The 15,295-nt window shown below is 50.4% G+C and carries 24 protein-coding genes and 1 tRNA gene; 8 read left to right on the top strand and 17 right to left on the bottom strand.

Translation table 11 applies throughout. The features are described 5' to 3' along the window. Positions 1 to 409: 409 nt before the first annotated feature. Positions 410 to 751 carry a hypothetical protein gene (locus IEW65_RS06410; RefSeq protein WP_188638654.1) on the top strand — a complete coding sequence of 114 codons (342 nt, stop codon included), beginning with the start codon at positions 410 to 412 and terminating at the stop codon, positions 749 to 751. Between the two features lie 54 nt (positions 752 to 805). Here IEW65_RS06410 and IEW65_RS06405 read toward each other — a convergent pair whose 3' ends face one another. The 4 genes from IEW65_RS06405 to IEW65_RS06390 all read right to left on the bottom strand — a co-directional run bounded on the left by IEW65_RS06405 (position 806) and on the right by IEW65_RS06390 (position 2,723). Continuing rightward, a complete protein-coding gene (locus tag IEW65_RS06405) occupies positions 806 to 1,198 on the bottom strand; it encodes a hypothetical protein (protein WP_188638653.1) in 393 nt (130 codons plus the stop codon). Between the two features lie 202 nt (positions 1,199 to 1,400). Beyond that, positions 1,401 to 1,805, bottom strand: a complete 405-nt coding sequence (locus tag IEW65_RS06400) for a hypothetical protein (RefSeq protein ID WP_188638652.1) — start codon at positions 1,803 to 1,805, stop codon at positions 1,401 to 1,403. Continuing rightward, entirely contained in the window at positions 1,802 to 2,164 is a 363-nt protein-coding gene (locus IEW65_RS06395) for a phage holin family protein (RefSeq protein ID WP_083024915.1), read from the bottom strand. The genes IEW65_RS06400 and IEW65_RS06395 overlap by 4 nt, the downstream gene beginning before the upstream one ends. 28 nt (positions 2,165 to 2,192) lie before the next feature. Continuing rightward, the gene (locus IEW65_RS06390; protein ID WP_188638651.1) at positions 2,193 to 2,723 is read right to left on the bottom strand and encodes a glycoside hydrolase family 24 protein; all 531 of its coding nucleotides are present in this window, start codon (positions 2,721 to 2,723) and stop codon (positions 2,193 to 2,195) included. Positions 2,724 to 3,132: 409 nt separating this feature from the next. On the opposite strand from IEW65_RS06390, the gene IEW65_RS06385 reads away from it, so the two are divergent. Then, positions 3,133 to 4,587: a hypothetical protein gene (locus IEW65_RS06385; RefSeq protein ID WP_188638650.1), complete on the top strand. Its 1,455-nt coding sequence runs from the start codon at positions 3,133 to 3,135 to the stop codon at positions 4,585 to 4,587. A 51-nt stretch (positions 4,588 to 4,638) separates the two neighbouring features. Further along, positions 4,639 to 5,535 carry a HEPN domain-containing protein gene (locus tag IEW65_RS06380; protein ID WP_188638649.1) on the top strand — a complete coding sequence of 299 codons (897 nt, stop codon included), beginning with the start codon at positions 4,639 to 4,641 and terminating at the stop codon, positions 5,533 to 5,535. Positions 5,536 to 5,768: 233 nt separating this feature from the next. Here IEW65_RS06380 and IEW65_RS06375 read toward each other — a convergent pair whose 3' ends face one another. The 8 genes from IEW65_RS06375 to IEW65_RS06345 all read right to left on the bottom strand — a co-directional run bounded on the left by IEW65_RS06375 (position 5,769) and on the right by IEW65_RS06345 (position 9,153). Further along, positions 5,769 to 6,329 (bottom strand): hypothetical protein, encoded by a 561-nt coding sequence (locus IEW65_RS06375; protein WP_188638648.1) that lies wholly within the window; start codon positions 6,327 to 6,329, stop codon positions 5,769 to 5,771. Continuing rightward, positions 6,329 to 6,838, bottom strand: coding sequence for a VRR-NUC domain-containing protein (locus IEW65_RS06370; RefSeq protein WP_229755489.1), 510 nt, complete (start codon positions 6,836 to 6,838; stop codon positions 6,329 to 6,331). Before IEW65_RS06370 ends, IEW65_RS06375 begins: the two co-directional genes overlap by 1 nt. Then, positions 6,835 to 7,146 (bottom strand): hypothetical protein, encoded by a 312-nt coding sequence (locus IEW65_RS06365; RefSeq protein ID WP_188638647.1) that lies wholly within the window; start codon positions 7,144 to 7,146, stop codon positions 6,835 to 6,837. Before IEW65_RS06365 ends, IEW65_RS06370 begins: the two co-directional genes overlap by 4 nt. Next, positions 7,139 to 7,270, bottom strand: coding sequence for a hypothetical protein (locus IEW65_RS17160; RefSeq protein WP_268234708.1), 132 nt, complete (start codon positions 7,268 to 7,270; stop codon positions 7,139 to 7,141). The genes IEW65_RS06365 and IEW65_RS17160 overlap by 8 nt, the downstream gene beginning before the upstream one ends. Beyond that, the gene (locus IEW65_RS06360; protein WP_188638646.1) at positions 7,267 to 7,413 is read right to left on the bottom strand and encodes a hypothetical protein; all 147 of its coding nucleotides are present in this window, start codon (positions 7,411 to 7,413) and stop codon (positions 7,267 to 7,269) included. Before IEW65_RS06360 ends, IEW65_RS17160 begins: the two co-directional genes overlap by 4 nt. A gap of 2 nt (positions 7,414 to 7,415) precedes the next feature. Then, on the bottom strand, positions 7,416 to 8,144 hold the full coding sequence (locus tag IEW65_RS06355; protein ID WP_188638645.1) for a hypothetical protein: 729 nt from the start codon (positions 8,142 to 8,144) through the stop codon (positions 7,416 to 7,418). Further along, the gene (locus tag IEW65_RS06350) at positions 8,138 to 8,614 is read right to left on the bottom strand and encodes a hypothetical protein (RefSeq protein ID WP_188638644.1); all 477 of its coding nucleotides are present in this window, start codon (positions 8,612 to 8,614) and stop codon (positions 8,138 to 8,140) included. The genes IEW65_RS06355 and IEW65_RS06350 overlap by 7 nt, the downstream gene beginning before the upstream one ends. 71 nt (positions 8,615 to 8,685) lie before the next feature. After that, positions 8,686 to 9,153, bottom strand: a complete 468-nt coding sequence (locus IEW65_RS06345; protein ID WP_188638643.1) for a helix-turn-helix domain-containing protein — start codon at positions 9,151 to 9,153, stop codon at positions 8,686 to 8,688. A gap of 227 nt (positions 9,154 to 9,380) precedes the next feature. On the opposite strand from IEW65_RS06345, the gene IEW65_RS06340 reads away from it, so the two are divergent. Together IEW65_RS06340 and IEW65_RS06335 are read left to right on the top strand one after the other, a co-directional pair. Continuing rightward, complete coding sequence (locus tag IEW65_RS06340; protein WP_188638642.1) at positions 9,381 to 9,878, top strand: hypothetical protein; 498 nt, start codon at positions 9,381 to 9,383, stop codon at positions 9,876 to 9,878. 116 nt (positions 9,879 to 9,994) lie between these two features. Beyond that, entirely contained in the window at positions 9,995 to 10,273 is a 279-nt protein-coding gene (locus IEW65_RS06335; protein ID WP_188638641.1) for a hypothetical protein, read from the top strand. On the opposite strand, the gene IEW65_RS06330 is transcribed toward IEW65_RS06335, so the two are convergent. Then, complete coding sequence (locus IEW65_RS06330) at positions 10,257 to 10,937, bottom strand: hypothetical protein (protein WP_188638640.1); 681 nt, start codon at positions 10,935 to 10,937, stop codon at positions 10,257 to 10,259. The genes IEW65_RS06335 and IEW65_RS06330 overlap by 17 nt on opposite strands. Positions 10,938 to 11,019: 82 nt before the next feature. On the opposite strand from IEW65_RS06330, the gene IEW65_RS06325 reads away from it, so the two are divergent. Continuing rightward, positions 11,020 to 11,457 carry a hypothetical protein gene (locus IEW65_RS06325; protein ID WP_188638639.1) on the top strand — a complete coding sequence of 146 codons (438 nt, stop codon included), beginning with the start codon at positions 11,020 to 11,022 and terminating at the stop codon, positions 11,455 to 11,457. Here the strand turns inward: IEW65_RS06325 and IEW65_RS06320 are convergent. Further along, positions 11,421 to 11,657: a hypothetical protein gene (locus tag IEW65_RS06320; protein WP_188638638.1), complete on the bottom strand. Its 237-nt coding sequence runs from the start codon at positions 11,655 to 11,657 to the stop codon at positions 11,421 to 11,423. The genes IEW65_RS06325 and IEW65_RS06320 overlap by 37 nt on opposite strands. Before the next feature lie 449 nt (positions 11,658 to 12,106). On the opposite strand from IEW65_RS06320, the gene IEW65_RS06315 reads away from it, so the two are divergent. Together IEW65_RS06315 and IEW65_RS17215 are read left to right on the top strand one after the other, a co-directional pair. Further along, entirely contained in the window at positions 12,107 to 12,403 is a 297-nt protein-coding gene (locus IEW65_RS06315) for a hypothetical protein (RefSeq protein WP_188638637.1), read from the top strand. Then, complete coding sequence (locus tag IEW65_RS17215; RefSeq protein ID WP_422822607.1) at positions 12,384 to 12,590, top strand: S24 family peptidase; 207 nt, start codon at positions 12,384 to 12,386, stop codon at positions 12,588 to 12,590. Before IEW65_RS06315 ends, IEW65_RS17215 begins: the two co-directional genes overlap by 20 nt. Positions 12,591 to 13,648: 1,058 nt before the next feature. Here the strand turns inward: IEW65_RS17215 and IEW65_RS06305 are convergent. From IEW65_RS06305 to IEW65_RS06295, 3 genes are all read right to left on the bottom strand, one after another. Continuing rightward, positions 13,649 to 13,725, bottom strand: a tRNA-Pro gene (locus IEW65_RS06305). Between the two features lie 114 nt (positions 13,726 to 13,839). Next, a complete protein-coding gene (locus IEW65_RS06300; RefSeq protein WP_188638635.1) occupies positions 13,840 to 14,652 on the bottom strand; it encodes an inositol monophosphatase family protein in 813 nt (270 codons plus the stop codon). Positions 14,653 to 14,717: 65 nt separating this feature from the next. Beyond that, positions 14,718 to 15,173, bottom strand: coding sequence for an anti-virulence regulator CigR family protein (locus IEW65_RS06295; protein WP_188638634.1), 456 nt, complete (start codon positions 15,171 to 15,173; stop codon positions 14,718 to 14,720). Between the last annotated feature and the right edge of the window lie 122 nt (positions 15,174 to 15,295).

Here is a 15,295-nt window from a genome sequence, read left to right as displayed (position 1 = left end):
CTCTCAAACCCAGAAGGCACCACTCTCACCTTCTTGTAGACGCCTTCTTACTGTGTGGCGACGAAGAAAAAACAACTGAGACAATCTTATGATATGCCCGTATAGGCCTATTCAAGGTGATTGATCTCTGCCACACATTTATCATCCAATCAGCAATATCACCCTATGAATTTCGGCAGCACCGGCATCCCGCATCAAGGAAACCATGAGGGCTCCATCCTCATGCTGCTGACGATCCTAAATTGTTAAAAATGTTTCGCATTCAGAAACTGCCTACCTCCGTGGACTAGACATGCGCTCCAGGAAAGACCCGCTTTTTTGCACCATTACGGTGCACTTAATCTGCTATTACGGATGTGAAAGCAAACCACTAAGATGGAAGCATCACTCTCCCATCAAGGATCAATCAATGGACAACCCAGATGCGGTTCAGCAAGAGCTTCAACTTATCAGCGATGAGATAAGCGATTTAATCGATATTGCGTCCGAAGAGGGATTTAAAGCCACCAATGAGCACAGAGAGCGCTTTAAAGCTCTAAAACGTTGTCTAGAAGAGGGGGCGAAATCAGGCAAACTGCCCGGCCGTACTGGCGCGCAAACCGAGAGCGAAGAATATATTTACCAGCCTACGCTTCAAAACGCTGTTAGAAATTTTAATGTTACTAGCACGGCTGCTCCTGACCGTTGGCTAGATACATTGCTCGATGTTCAATGCAGTATCAACACATCGCTAACCAAGAATCAGCCTTAGCGCGGTTAGCTTGACAATACAACGTTGCCCGACATTCGCAGCCGGGCAAGCCTCTTACGCAGTGCCAAATATGAGTTGCCCACGGTAAATGATGTACCAGGGCGGAAAGAATAACCGCTCTTTGCAATCAGCCAAGACTTCCTCAAGGCTTGCGTTGTCGAAGCGAGCACCCAGAGCAAAGAACATGAATTCACTACTCACTTCTTGGAAGCCTTGGATCAGCTCTTCCTCTGATTCAATCTGCCTAAGACTTCTGCCTTGAGGATCATCATCAGGGATATCAGCATAGTGATCGAACAGCACTTCTCTACAGAAGCTGAATGCTTGATCGGTTCTAACGCACTGATCATCGCTAGCTACCATCGAACCTTCTTTCCTATCGAAGACGACGATATATCCATTTTGAAACGCTCTCTGCGCTAGAGTCCTTGCCTCAATGATATCCATAGCATGCCCCCGATCTGTGGAAGCTTGTTATCGCCTAAGTATTCCTGTCAGTCAAATGCATTGGTTCTCACCGGCGTCCTTTGAGTAGATCTCTACCACCGCCGCCCGATCAGCATTAAACCAGCGGCGGAGCGCCCCATACTCTGCGAGGAGCAACAATAAGCCTTTATTGCCTTGCAGAATCAACGGCGGCGCGGGTAGCTCACTGGTTAGGTGCGCGGGTACCGTTGGCCCGTGGCACTGGATCTCCATCGGCTGAACTTTGGAGCTCGCGCACCCAGTCAGTGATAACGCTAGGCCTATCGCTACCGAGCCAATCACGCGCTTCAGCATCGGTCTCTCCCAATCGTTCGAGCGCCGCTGTGCTGGCGCGCATGTCGTCGGCAATCGTGGTTAGCGTGCGGTCGCGCTCGGCCATGGCGGCGCTGAGCGTTTCAATCTGCTGGCGCTGCCACTGCTGGTGCTCCCGCAGGATCTCGGCCCGCGCTTGCTGGCGCTCGGCTTCGGCTTGGTAGGCGTCCCGCTGGCTAGTGACGTGCAGCCAGTAGAGATAGGCGCTCACCAGGGCTAAGCCGACCAGCGCCCGGCTCTTGAGCGCGCCGATCATTTGAGAAGCTTCCGGAGAAAGCCGAGAAAGACCTCATAGAGGCCGTCGGCCTTTTCCCGCATCCAATCAGTACCCAGGAACGCCAGAAACACGCAGGGCGGGAACGCAATGATGGGTGGCCAGCCTTGCGACTCCGCGATCCACAGGAATACAGGAAATAGCGGCGTTGCTAAGAGCGTGCACATGACCGCCCCCAGTAGAGAGCGCTTGAAACTGCCGCCCTCATGCACACCACGCACAAACGCCATGGCAAACGTCACGATAGAGACCAGCGCGATCGGCATGTACTCAAGCAGCCACTGCCAGTTGTTCGGGTCGCGGTTTGGCATGGTGCGTTTCTCTTTTCGTCTTGAATTCATGGCGCACCTCTCAGGCGGGCCTCGTCAGTTAGTCGATGGATACACCGCCACTGGCTTCATACACCTGCAGCAGTTCATCGGTGGCTAGCTCACGCTGGCCATAGCCAGCACCTGGCAGGCTCGCCCAAATCTTCCGGCAAGCATGTATAGCTTCACGAATGCGGCCATCGTGAATGAGGGAAAGCGCCTTACATTGGCGAATGAGATGCACCGCGCCTAGATCTTGGTTGGCGGGCGTGAAGTCGGGCAGGTTAAAGCGCTTAGCGAGATCGTCCCAGGTGCGAGTGAGAAACTGGTAACGCCCTGCTGCGCTGGAGTGGATTTCATAAGCAGGAAGCCAGATAAGCTGGCGTGGGTGATCGTCGTAACTCTCGAACGTCTCGCCGCCAACTATCACATTGTAGCCATCCTCATAACCGAAACGCGGCGTGCCTTCGGCATAGGCCAGCATATCGAGGAAAGCAGCCACGCTGCCCGCTCGCGTGTCTTTGGGCGGTGCTGGCTCCACGCGCAGGAGTTCCGCCTCCTCAAGCCAATGAGTAGGAGAATGAGCCGACATAGCTGACCTCAATTACTGAAGCGACAGAAACGCAAAAGCCCCGCCGGGTGACCGGCAGGGCTTTATGATAATGGTATTAATTCGCGCAAGTGATGCATACTGACATCAACAGTATCTCAATCACGACACGTATGCAAGCGTTTCATTCAATCACCCTGAGATATGAGAGCAATAGTGGCTTGGGCTTCACAATTTATTGAACTTAGACTATATTAATTTAAATTAACAAGTTATCATTGGCACTAAAAAGAAATTAGCGAATAAAGCGTATAACTATAACATATTCGCTACAGAGTAAAGTATATAAAAACAATCAACTTCCATACACTTAAAAACTTCTTTAATACAAATACTTGATTTTAAATCAGCACCCTAACACTTTCCACAACCAAAGAGTAAGGAAATAAAAATGTTAGACCTGTTTACAGAGATAGTAGATAAGAAAAAACTGCACCCTAAATTCAAACTCGTAAAGGATCACTTATCCCTATCAGGCGAGCATGATATCTTAAAAGACTGGATTGAAGGCTTCATAGATAGAGACAATAAAATTATTCAAGATTTTCAGGAAAATTTTCACTCAGCTTTCTGGGAGTTTTATTTATTCGCTGTCTTCAAAGAAGCTGGATTCGAAATTGACTTCAAAAAAAATAGGCCCGACTTCAGAATAATAAAGCCGAAAAAAATTTACGTCGAGGCCACAGTAGCAAACATCAAAGATAAAGGCCCAAAAGAAGACACAAGAACTTTTGATGACATTATGTCTATGATAAAACCTGCGCATATGCAAAAAGACTTTGATGATAATTTAAGAGAATCAATAACAAGATACTCAGGATCGATTTTAGCAAAAAGCAACATGTATACTGGTTACACAAAAAAAACCAAAAAAATAAAGGATGGCATAGAAATAGAAGTGGAAAAAAAATACAACGGCTACAGTGAAGACGAAGACTTCGACTTAACTGCTCCATACATAATAGCTCTTAGCGGCTATGAACAAATCAATTATGGCAATAATTTTTTTTATGCTATGTTTGCGCTCCTATATGGGTCTTATTATAACAATTTGAATGATAATTTTAGTAAGAAAGAAAATATAGTCAAACCAGACAGTAGTTCTACTATCCCAATTGGATTGTTTTTAGACAACAACATGGAGCATGTATCAGCTATAATTTTTAGCTGCACTATGACTTTAGGAAAACTGACATCATTATCGATCTCTCAACAGAAATCACATTTCATAACTAATTCAGTATTATGTATAAGACATGATACTACCCCTCCTCACTTTAAACCTCAGATTGTATCGCCAGATAGCCCTGAATACTTGTCAGATGGGCTGTTCATATTCCATAACCCGTTTGCTAAAAACCCAGTGGATAGCGATGCATTCAATAAAACAAATATAGTTAACGTGCACTTTGACATTGAAAGAAACACTAAAACTTTTGAAGGAAATAATTTACCTATTGCCTCAAGGCTGAATCTATTCGGAGGCAAACAGCAATTTGAAAATTTAATTTATAAAATTATTAAACATTTTAATCCAGATTTAGTTTTTGTATCTGCGAAAGTAGTAGATATCATGAAATTGACAGATGACGAGAAAAGTTTTGAGGTAACATTTAAAGATATAGACAGTGAAACTGAATTCAATGTAAGCTTTACAGACAAAGCTATCAAAGAGCAAAGAGTTAAAGAGAATGAAAAATACTTAATCACATACTCACTTAGAACTAATGCTGAAATAAAAACAATCGATCAATTTAAATTAAATCAAAGATTTAAAAAAATCAGATGTCTAGAATTCGGAGAGGGCACCATGATTGACATCAAAAAGCTTACTCAAGACAATTAAAATTCATTTCAATATATATAGAATCAAACATTAGAGTTAATAGGAGATAGCATGCACAATGATGATAGAATTATTACTATCGCTGGTACAACTTATACGGTTGAGGATTTTCAACAGCTCTCCCAAGAAGAAAAAATTGAATTAATGAGAGAATGGTTTTTTGATAATTATGAAGATCCAGTTGAGAGAACCCCGTATGAATCGAGGGAGGGTGGTTATATCTATATATGGGGAGGCCCATACTATGCTCATGACGAATTAACTGTTTTTTGTGAATTCGTAGATGATGAGCTGATTGAATCATTAGCAGAAGAATTATCAGCTGATTGCCCAGAGTGGACAGGTAGAGAAAGCCCAGATGATTACGATGACTCTTATTTAGAAGCATATTTAACTGGCAATAAGTACTTTGAATCTTTCAAGACGTCTATTAATCATGTCAAGGTTATACATGAGAGCAAAATCAGCAGTGATGCTAAGCAACACTTGCTTGGGCTTTTATATGTAAACATCATCACAGCAATTGAAACTTATCTTTCTGACGCTTTCATTAGTACGGTTCTGGAGAACAAAGGCGTACTCCGTAAATTCGTAGAATCAAACCCAGAGTTCAAAAAGCAAAGTTTTTGCTTGTCCGAAGTATTCACAAAACATGACAGAATCGAAAGCGATGTCAAAGATTACTTGCTCGGCCTTATGTGGCACAATATAAAAAAAATAAAACCTATGTATAAATCAACTTTAGAAGTCAGCTTCCCAAGTGACCTATCGAATATATTCCAAGCAGTGATTAAAAGACATAATTTGGTTCATAGGGGAGGTAAAAATAAAGATGGTGAGATAATATTAGTCACGGATGATGAGCTAAATGAACTCATTTCAGAAGCAGAGATATTTATCAACCATGTTGATAAACAAATTAACAGATATGATGAGCAAGAATTTTAATAACTTAGCAAATACAAGATTCATCAATCAACGGCCTGCAAGCAGGCCGTCTTAAAAAAATAATCGTTCAAACACTGAATGGTACTGCTGACTTCGTATCTACAAACTTGAAAAACTCTCCACAAAGCATTGTCACAGACTTTCCCCCGCAATTATTTATAAATATTCACTTATCTAGAACGTTGACTTATTAGTTTTTTCTACCATGATTTTGTTCTCCAACAGAATACAATTTATGCCTGTAATACTTTTCCCACCGCCAACACCTGCCACAACCACTTACGCCCCCGCCTACCCGCCACCTGCAACGCTTCCACACTCTCAAAATGCCTTACCCCCTCATTAAGCCCCAGCGCCCTGAGCAACACCTCCTGCCGCTCCACCATCTGCCTGGCAGTCACCATCCAAATACTGTTGCCCATCTTTTCCGGACGTATGCGGGCTGCTTGCATCAACATGGCGGCGGCTTGGCGTCGCGGTAGCTGGTCCAGCATCTTGGCGCACGCCTTATGCCATTCGCTTTGCGGGTGATAGCGCATAGCCGCAAGCATTGCCTGGTCACTGCGGCCACCGCCTCCGGGCACCTGCCCCGCCAGTGCGGTCACGCTGAACGGTTGGAAACCTGGGTTATCGTGCCGGTAGTCCAGCTGCAGCTCCAGCATCGTGTCGATGATACGAGCCACGGCAGCATTACGGGCTGCCTCATTGGTCTTCGCAGCTTCTACCACTCGCCAGGGGTTCGATACCCGCTTCCACTCGTCAAATTGCATCACTTTCCCCTTAAGCTGCGTCATCACCCCTTCCTCCATTCACTACCACTCTCCAGCGCCAGCCGATCACCCACGATTTGTGTACGTGGCCAACTGGCGTATTCCCGCAACACCGCTTTCGCCTCATCGAGCCCTCGCGCCAGCACGGCGCAGTAACCTTCGTACTCGCTATCCTCCAGCCAATCGAACTGGCTAGCCGCCAAAGCAGCGTCACGCGGGGGCGTTGCTTTAAACTCCAGGTACAAGCCAAACCAACCGCCGCGGGCTTGGCGCACGGGCAGATCGGACACGCCAGCCTTCACGCCCTGCCGCTTAAGATCACTGGCGGTTTTCTTGCTGCGCTGGCCACCGTTGGGCACGTGGTAAATCGCGTCGAAGAGCTGCCCCACCTCGGTACCGCGCATCTTCTCGCCATACAGCCAGCGGATTAGCACGGTTTGCTCCTGCCCTTCCCAATCCACCGGCTTGGCCCGGGGCGCGCCGCTTTTGGTCAGTGCTCTAGGGCGGCGGGGTTTCTGGATTCGTAACGTCACGCCATCCCCTCCGCTATGCGATCGAGCATTCGCTGCTGACGCTCCCAATGTTGGTAATCGGCAACAATCCGCTCCAGCATGGCTCGCGCCGTATCGTTATGGTCCAGCTCGGCACGGCTCTGAATACCGCATGAGTGACGAAGGAAATCGGCGCAATCTTCAGGGCTGTGGGTACCATCAGGGAGTTGGTGGTAATCAAGCCCCTTCACCTGGCGGCGACGGCAATCCAGATAAAAACCAAAGCGCACGTTTTGGCACAGCAATGCAGCACGACGCGCCTGCTGCCCACCTTTCAATGCTTTATCCATCGTCTTGCTCTCCACGCTGATTGAGATCTTTTGCCCCCAGGCAAAACGCTGCGGTCCAGCAGGCAATCACCAGGAAGACGCCCACCAGTACGCCAAACAGAAAACAGGTCAGCCCATCGATCACTGAACACCCCCTCGCTGCTGGCGGCGCAGGCAATGCTTACAAGCGGGCAGTGGCGCGCCGGTGCCGGGGTCGCGGAAGTCGGCGGCGCTTTTGCGGTAGTGGCACTGTGGGCATTTCGGGCGGTGGTAAACACGGCTCAGCATGATCAACGCCCTCCCATGGCGGCCAACGGTGCACCTGCTTGCGCCAGCAGCTCACGGCGGCGGGCTTCTTCCTGCTCACGCGCTTCCCGGCTCGCTTGGGCGTGGGCATCCGCTGGCTTGTTGATGATCTCGCGCAGCTGGCTCACCATCCGCTTACGCTGGCGCTGGCCCTCTTGGGTCAAAGGCTTTTCCGGCGGTGGCAGCAAGTGGGCTACCTTCGGCGCGGGCAGCTTGCCCGCCGACACGGCCTCGTTGAGGACCATCGTGCGGCGCTGCTGGTCATGCCCCAGCGATACCTGCCACTGGGGCTGGCGCCCTTCCGCCTTCGCCGCTTCCAGCTCACGCTCGTAAGCCGCCAGGAACGCCATACGACCACCCACCTGATCACCTCCAGACAGCACTGGCTTTGCCACACCCAGCGCCCGGGCAATCTGCGGTGTCCACACCACGGTTTCCTGTTCATCCAGGCTGCGAAGCGCCAGCGCCCAGGCTTCGTTCGGCAACAGGTGCGCGTTGGCACTCGGCAGCCGGTCGATGATCGCGGCTAGGGTTAGCTTGCCGTGAAGCTCTGCCCGGCAGCGCGCCAGTGCACGGCGGATCTCCTCGAACGGGTAGCCAACCAGGTCATCGGCCATTAGCACGGCGGCCGCGGGGCGTAGCTCATGCCCCAGCACCTCGGCAGTGGCGTACACCAGCTCGACCACCTGTTCAGATTCATGGGCGGTTAGCATGACGAAGACTCCTGCTGTTGGCGGCGGGCGGCCATGATGCGCTTGGCCTCCTCCGCGTTGTTCAGGTTCGATTGGGTGCTATCCAGCTGGCGCGCTCGGGCATGGGTGACCTGCTGGCCAGTGGCTAGCTGGGTGGCGATGGTTTCGCAGTCCTGGAGCAGCAAACTCGCAGGGTGCATGCGGGCCGTGTAGAACTGGCTGTTCAGCTTCACGTAGTGCGCGGCCACCCCCGGGGGGCGCTCGGCACCTACCCGGTCGACCAGTTGGCTCAGGTGGGCGGCCACCTTCTGATTCCAGACCGGCCATGTGCCGTAACGCGCACGGTAGGCACAGGCATAGTTCGCCCAAGGCTTGAAGGTTTTGGCGGCCGGGTCTCGGGTACCGGGCATGTCGCTCGGGATTCGCGCCAGCAAGGCATCGGCGGACTCTTGCGCCCCAGCCGGTGCCGGTTGGGGTTCATCGGCGGGCACATAATCGCCCTCAATCGCGGCGGGGCTCGCCCCAGGCGCAACCCTCTTACTGGACCCCTCACACTGAACCCCTAACCCTGAACCCCTAACCCTGAAACCCTCTCTTCACGATTTTCCGAATACCCCTCTTCGGGATCTCGACTAGGGTTCTCCCCGTTTTCCGAATACCCCCCTTCGGTATCTCGAATAGGGTTCTCACGCTTTTCCGAATACCCCCCTTCGGTTTTCCGAGTACCCCTATTCGGTTTTTCGAGGGGGCGGCTCATGAAGATCCGGCGCTCGACAATCTGCTTGCCTTCACGGATCTGATCCACACGAATCCAGCCCTTTTTCTTGAGCGAGCTGATCACCTCAGACACACGGTTAGGCGACAGGCCAAAGAACTCGGCCAGCTTCTTATTACTCTTGAAACAGCCCTTCTCTGGATGCTGCAGGCTATCGATCTCCACCAGCATCACCTTCTCCTGCAGCGTGAGATCGCGGCTCAACCACACATCGGCAGGAATCCAAATGCCACGGAAGGCGCGTTCTTCGGTCATGGCGCACCTCCATATAGAAAGGGTGAGCGCTCATGCGAATCACGATGTAAGCTAAAAGTCGCCAAACCTTGTTTAACAACTATTAACGGAGAGCACCCATGAAAACGAATGTTTGCAACATGAATGGCGGACAGGCCCCGAGACCTCTTATCCCAAACAACAAGCCACCTTTTAGAACGCCGCCTCCACCATCTCCCACAACGCCAAAGCCATAGAGGTAAAGAAAAATGAGTGCACTGCTTTCCGAACTTGTAAGAGAAGATGAGCGAACCATGTATGAGGCCATGGGCGATGCGGATTACGCTATTCGTTACATGCTTTTACAGGAACGCTTGTTTGCCAGGCTGGGGATTGTATTCAAGTTCATCAGCTTGTTTGGAGGCAGTGCTGCCGTAGGGGGCGTAGCTATAAATAGCCCTCTTTTGACTTCAGTAAGCGGCATCTTGGTGGCTCTCAGCTCCATTTTAGATATCGTGATTAAGCCAGAGGAAAAAGCACTTCAATGCCGTGGAGTCAGCAAGCGATATTACAAGCTCATTCGAAAGGCGGATCGTCATACCCTTGAAGAACATGACCGTAAGGCCGCTAAAATAGCACTTCTGCCAACTCCGCAAATTGAAGGTCTTCGTGTGCCTGCATACAACGAATCGTCTATCGAGCGCGGTAGGCCGGATTACACACAACCCCTTAATAGTTGGCAGCGCCTTTTGCATTGGCTCGCGTGAACCTTTGCTTCCTAGAGCTCCTGGCTGTTTCATACCAGACCCCACAAATAGAAAGCCACGCCGCCGCCCGCTACAGTGGTAGTTGCGACACCGCCCACTAACAGAAGGAAAGCGACGTGGCTGAAAACGACACACAGAAAATGCTCAAAGCTGTACTGTTCATGCAGGTTGAGATTCTTGGCAGGCTGGAAGCCCTTGAGAACACACCAGAAACCACCGGAGATGCTGCACTCGATCACATGAGAAAGATTTCCGGTTTGACGCCTGAGCCCACCTACGAAGACCCGCGGCTGGAAGCACTGCACCAAATTCGCGAGGCAATAGAGTCGCGAGACAACAAAGGTCTAGAAGTTGCCATTGATGAAATCGTTGGCTTGATCAATCATCCTCGCTGACCTCCTCTGGCTGCCCCTCTTTCAGCGCCAGCCCCACCGCCATGATCAGCGCCAGCGCGCCATCGATGCGCTGGCCTGCATTGCGGCTGGGGTAATACTGAGTGTGTGGTGATGACGGCGGAGAGCCCTTATCCAGCACTTGCAGCACATGCTCGGTCAGCTCTGCGTCGCAGGAATGGAACAGCTGCCCTTCACAAACCCACTGGCGGGCGGCCTGCATGGCGGGAGAAATATTGGCAACGGTGCAGCGGAACGGAGGCACCGATAAGCCAACGCCTGACAGCGCTATGGCGGTCGTAGTATCCCGCCACGGGTCATAGGCAATGGGGCCCGCGCCTTTCAGAAACGCGGCTAGCTCGTCGGTACTCTCCGTTTGGTAGAACAGTACTTCATAGCGATCGCTGGCCGCTTTTGCCAGCTTCACTGCTGAAACAGGCGCTTGGCGGCCAGTGCAAATAGCCGCCCACTTTGAGACGGGGGGCGCCACATTCAGGATGCTCGCCGCATTCTTCCAGGCTTGAGCAGGCATCCAGAGCGGAAATCGCGCAGGCGCTTGTGAGAGTGGCGAGCGTTGCTGCAGGTCTGAAAACGCACGGTCTAACGCTTCACCCTGGCCTGCCCGTGTAGCACGCACAACAAAGCAGAGGCGACGTAGCAAGTTCATACGGCCTCCCACTTATAGAAGCCACACCGAAGCCCACTAAGGTGTTAGTTGCGACACCATCCACCAACTGAAGGAAAGCGGCGTGGCTGAAAATCAACAGATGCACTATTCGGCGGAATTCAATCGACTTATTGGTGAATACAAAACCAAACTTGAGAGCCAAAATCCTGGCGTATCGATTGATTTGCTTGCCAAAAAAGTAGTGGCCGCAGCATTTAAAGAGTATTTGCTGCTTTGTTACTCCGAGACGGTTCGCTCCGACAGAGTTGCACCATGGGAATCTCTCACCGATAGACAAGGCGCTGAACTTTCTGCCATAGAGAAGCACCACTGGCTGCCAGAACAGGTACGCTCCATGAGCAATGACGATCTGCTGTTGGCGCTGAACAGTGAGATTCAATCTTTCCAACTGCCCGGCCCAACGCTGGAAGCTTACTCTGGTTGGCTGAACAATCATGGGCTGAACGCTTACATCAGGCATTTTCAGGCTCCATCTAAAGCGGATGAGTTAGACGACTGATCAATCTCACTATCCGGCAAGCCAAGCCGCTGGCGCACTTTACTGATCTGCGCCAGCGCCTCCTCCTCCGCTTCTCGATGTTTCCGCGCACACTCTTCAGCTTCTGCCGCTGAATTGCGCGACGCGATGAGCCAGCCAATACACTGCGAAAGCTCCATCTCCAGCTCCCACTGCTGCATGTCATCGATATTTCTAAGCATCTCGGCACCTCATTAGACCTGTATACCCATTCACGACTTTGCAGCCGGTGCGCACGCACCAAAGGAACGGATATGCTGTTGAGTATTGGCGGCCAGCTCCGGCCAGATCGTGGACCAGTCTTTCGGGCGTAGGGCTTTGCGCGTACACCTAGCCGCCGTCGCACGCTCGATACGGGCAGCGATTTCGGGCGACGCCTGTTTATGGCCATACGCAATCTGGCGGAGGTAGGCACAGGTGGTGTCGATTTGAAGCACCTGATCATCCGAGGCATGTCGTAGCCAATCGAGAAGGGATTGTTGTCGCGTTTTCATCGGCAGCTCGTATTTTCTGCCACTGATAATTCCCCTAAAACCTATATCTATCAATATTTTAGGGAAATTTACCTATTGGTAACGCTGGTTGATTATGTGCACATGGAAAACACAGACATCAGGCGTCCACATCTAAAGTGCATCGCAAAAAAATCGGCGAAGATTTTGCTCGTCATATTGAAAGCATGCTGAAACTTCAGAAGCGATGGCTTGACAAAGAAGATCAACAAGAATTGCCTAATGAGGTAAGAGGAACATACGATACAGCTAATATTAGCTCTGCATCGAGCATGTCGGGCATTAGTCATGAGATTGCCTGGGCTCAAGCTGTAGCCTGGACAGAAGTTTGCGACATTGAGCCAAACCTCGGATGGTTATCATCTACGCCCATCAAACGCCAGCCCAAGCAAATTTGTGCTGAGGGTGGTCGCTGAGTCAATGCTCCCAGAGTACAATCCAGGAACATTGATTTTTGTGGATCCAGAAAAGGCCGTAGAGTACAGAAAAGAGGCCATTGATGTGCTGACGGACACAAAGGAGGCCACATTTAAAAGGTATGCTGAGGAGCCAGAGCATGGGGAAATGCTAAAAGCATTAAACCCTAACTGGAATGAGCCCTAGATAAAAATTAATGGCAATTGCCGAGTAATAGGGGTGGTTGTGGCTGATAAACAAATAAGGTAACGATGAAATAAATCGAATTAAAGACCGCTCAACGAGCGGTTTTTTTAAAGCTTCGAAAAGGGAGTGAAAATTAAACTTATCAAAGACAACCGATTAAGTTCAATTATGATCCATAATGATCAATTTGATCCTTCTTAAAAAGAATGCATCTCAATATTTATTAAGGCACGTCTTTTTCATACTACTGCTGGATATTGATCCACCTACGCACCTACTATATATTGATCTCGGTAGTTACCAACAAGTAACTCCCAAAAGCAAAGGCCCCAAGCTGGTCGAACAGCTCGAGGCCAAATCCACTATGAGGATAGCGGAGATGCTTACATAAAAATACACTTGCATATGACGCTCGAACGTCGCAAGTGCTTTTATACAATCATACGCAGAACAATAGAGGTTAGAGGATCCTGTGTAAATAAAAAAATGTACATTTGTACATTTTCAGCAGCAAACTCAAATTTCTGTTCGGCTATTTCGATGCTATGCCTCATGTTTATGAGGAGAAGGCCATGCCTTCGGCAAGAAAGACCTTTTTGGATCGGTATAGGGAAGCTCAGAAAGCAGGCAAAATTTTAAGAGAATGGCAGCAGAGTAAGCCTGTTCTCTTAAAGAGGATGCAGAGAGAGGATGCTGGACAAGGAAAGCTGGATCTTTAGAGCACAAACCCGCCTTTTGGGCGGGTTTGTGCCTTGCCCTATAAATTTACCCTCAGTTACTGATCAAGATAATTACGCATAGGCAATTATCTTGATATCAAAATTACCTGAGGAACATCATAACCAGATCACAGCCTCATGAATTCGAGCTTTAAGGCTTCCTATGCCGTTTTGGCACTCGCAGACGATCTGGTCTCAAAATCAAAACCCAAGCTCTTATAACCTCAGCTCACAAGAACTATGCAGACCTGAGCTAACGCTTGACGAAAATATTCAGAAAATTTTAAAACACAAAAAGCGCCGCTCGGTATGATCCGAAGCGGCGCTTTTTATGAATCTTGGTCGGAGTGACAGGATTCGAACCTGCGACCTTTGCAACCCCATTGCAACGCGCTACCAAGCTGCGCCACACTCCGATGTCTATTTGGCTTTTGCCTCAAGACGGTGCGTATACTATCGCTTTATTAGCCAAATGAAAAGCTCTTTTTGCGCTTTCTTTTCAAATGCTTGCCGTTAGGCACACTAAAGCGTTAGCGATCCGCCTGTTTTAGCATTGCGGCCATGGCGTCGTATACCTTTGGGGTGGTGACCAGTAGCTGCTCTGGGAAGAGATCCGCTGGCACATCCTCGGGCACATCAATGAGATGCCCTACCCGTGCGCCGGCTTCGCGTGCAATCACCCAACCCGCTACAAAATCCCACGGGGAGACGGTTTCGTAATAGGCGTCCAACCGACCGCAGGCGACATCGCAAATATCCAGCGCCGCTGAGCCATTGCGGCGTACATCTTGGCAATAGGTTAACGCTGCTTCAAGACGGGGTAGTAACTGTTTACGGGCCGCTTTGGCGTAGGGAAAGCCGGTGCCTACTAGCGTGCTTTCCAGCGAATCGGCATCACTTGGCGTGATGGGTTGCTGGTTACAAAATGCGCCCAACCCTTGAGCGGCACTAAAGGTGTCGTTTAGGAAGGGAGCATGCACCACACCCACTTTACCGACTCCCTGCTCGATCCAACCGATGGAGACCGCCACGTGGCGAAGGCCTTGCGCAAAATTCACCGTGCCATCAATGGGGTCTACGACCCACAGCTGCTCAGCGGGGTTATGCAACGCTTCTTCAGGGCTTAGCTCTTCGCTCAGGCGCGCCTCACCAGGGAAATGCTCTTCTAAACGCTGGCTAATCAGTTGATCGACGGCCACATCCACATCGGTAACTAGCTCGATACCTGCCTTCAACCGCTGGCTGAAAGTTTGCTGCTCGCGGGCATCACGAATCATCTGCCCCGCCTCTTCTGCAATACGCACTGCTAGCGCTAAGCGCTGCTCCAGAGTGACATTCGCCATAGGTGCTCCGTTTTATTGGGTCAACGTCATCGTTCACCCAGCATAAACGCTGCCCTTTTAAGGCGCTAGCGCAGTGCGTCTACCAGCACATCAACGACGACGCGGGTGGCAGCTTCGATCAATACCACGTCAGCCCCCACGCGCTCCCATTCGTAGCCGGGATAACGGGGCAATTGGTTGGCAAGGGGGCCATCAAAGCGCTTGGCGATGCCAGGAGGCAGCGGTTTACCGCGCTCTAATTGGCGCTGAATACCCGGCGGCAACGGCTCGGCCCGGGGCGCATCGTACTGGCGCAGTAGGCTAAGCAGTTCACGCTCGTTAATCCGAGGTAAATCAATATAACGCTGTTCGCGCTCTTGATGGCGTCGCGGCTCTTCATGGCGGTGCTGGCGTTCAGGCTGCACATGATGATATTGATGGTTATTGCGAGCACCGTGGGCAGGCGCATGAGCTGGTTGCGCCATTGCTGATGTTTGCCAGAGCAGCGCGGCGATAACAATGCCTAGGGTGATGGGTTTCATAGCGAGCTCCGTTGGGGCATTTAGTCTAGCTAGGAGCTTTGAGTGTAAACGGCAAATACGCAGGGAGTGTGGAAGAAGGGAGTTTTAAGATGCGGGAATCAGCAGTGCCGCTAAAATGTGGT

The organism is Vreelandella lutescens (assembly GCF_014640815.1).
Classification (GTDB): domain Bacteria; phylum Pseudomonadota; class Gammaproteobacteria; order Pseudomonadales; family Halomonadaceae; genus Vreelandella; species Vreelandella lutescens.
This window is presented reverse-complemented; position numbering and strand designations above follow the sequence as displayed.

What these genes read in the sequence shown, in the direction of transcription:
- IEW65_RS06320 (WP_188638638.1), bottom strand. Translation starts at nt 11,657, where the DNA reads ATGCTTAGAAATATCGATGACATGCAGCAGTGGGAGCTGGAGATGGAG.
- IEW65_RS06410 (WP_188638654.1), top strand. Translation starts at nt 410, where the DNA reads ATGGACAACCCAGATGCGGTTCAGCAAGAGCTTCAACTTATCAGCGAT.
- IEW65_RS06385 (WP_188638650.1), top strand. Translation starts at nt 3,133, where the DNA reads ATGTTAGACCTGTTTACAGAGATAGTAGATAAGAAAAAACTGCACCCT.
- IEW65_RS06380 (WP_188638649.1), top strand. Translation starts at nt 4,639, where the DNA reads ATGCACAATGATGATAGAATTATTACTATCGCTGGTACAACTTATACG.
- IEW65_RS06375 (WP_188638648.1), bottom strand. Translation starts at nt 6,329, where the DNA reads ATGACGCAGCTTAAGGGGAAAGTGATGCAATTTGACGAGTGGAAGCGG.
- IEW65_RS06360 (WP_188638646.1), bottom strand. Translation starts at nt 7,413, where the DNA reads ATGCTGAGCCGTGTTTACCACCGCCCGAAATGCCCACAGTGCCACTAC.
- IEW65_RS06355 (WP_188638645.1), bottom strand. Translation starts at nt 8,144, where the DNA reads ATGCTAACCGCCCATGAATCTGAACAGGTGGTCGAGCTGGTGTACGCC.
- IEW65_RS06330 (WP_188638640.1), bottom strand. Translation starts at nt 10,937, where the DNA reads ATGAACTTGCTACGTCGCCTCTGCTTTGTTGTGCGTGCTACACGGGCA.
- IEW65_RS06405 (WP_188638653.1), bottom strand. Translation starts at nt 1,198, where the DNA reads ATGGATATCATTGAGGCAAGGACTCTAGCGCAGAGAGCGTTTCAAAAT.
- IEW65_RS06400 (WP_188638652.1), bottom strand. Translation starts at nt 1,805, where the DNA reads ATGATCGGCGCGCTCAAGAGCCGGGCGCTGGTCGGCTTAGCCCTGGTG.
- IEW65_RS06340 (WP_188638642.1), top strand. Translation starts at nt 9,381, where the DNA reads ATGAGTGCACTGCTTTCCGAACTTGTAAGAGAAGATGAGCGAACCATG.
- IEW65_RS06390 (WP_188638651.1), bottom strand. Translation starts at nt 2,723, where the DNA reads ATGTCGGCTCATTCTCCTACTCATTGGCTTGAGGAGGCGGAACTCCTG.
- IEW65_RS06395 (WP_083024915.1), bottom strand. Translation starts at nt 2,164, where the DNA reads ATGAATTCAAGACGAAAAGAGAAACGCACCATGCCAAACCGCGACCCG.
- IEW65_RS06345 (WP_188638643.1), bottom strand. Translation starts at nt 9,153, where the DNA reads ATGACCGAAGAACGCGCCTTCCGTGGCATTTGGATTCCTGCCGATGTG.
- IEW65_RS06295 (WP_188638634.1), bottom strand. Translation starts at nt 15,173, where the DNA reads ATGAAACCCATCACCCTAGGCATTGTTATCGCCGCGCTGCTCTGGCAA.
- IEW65_RS06365 (WP_188638647.1), bottom strand. Translation starts at nt 7,146, where the DNA reads ATGGATAAAGCATTGAAAGGTGGGCAGCAGGCGCGTCGTGCTGCATTG.
- IEW65_RS06300 (WP_188638635.1), bottom strand. Translation starts at nt 14,652, where the DNA reads ATGGCGAATGTCACTCTGGAGCAGCGCTTAGCGCTAGCAGTGCGTATT.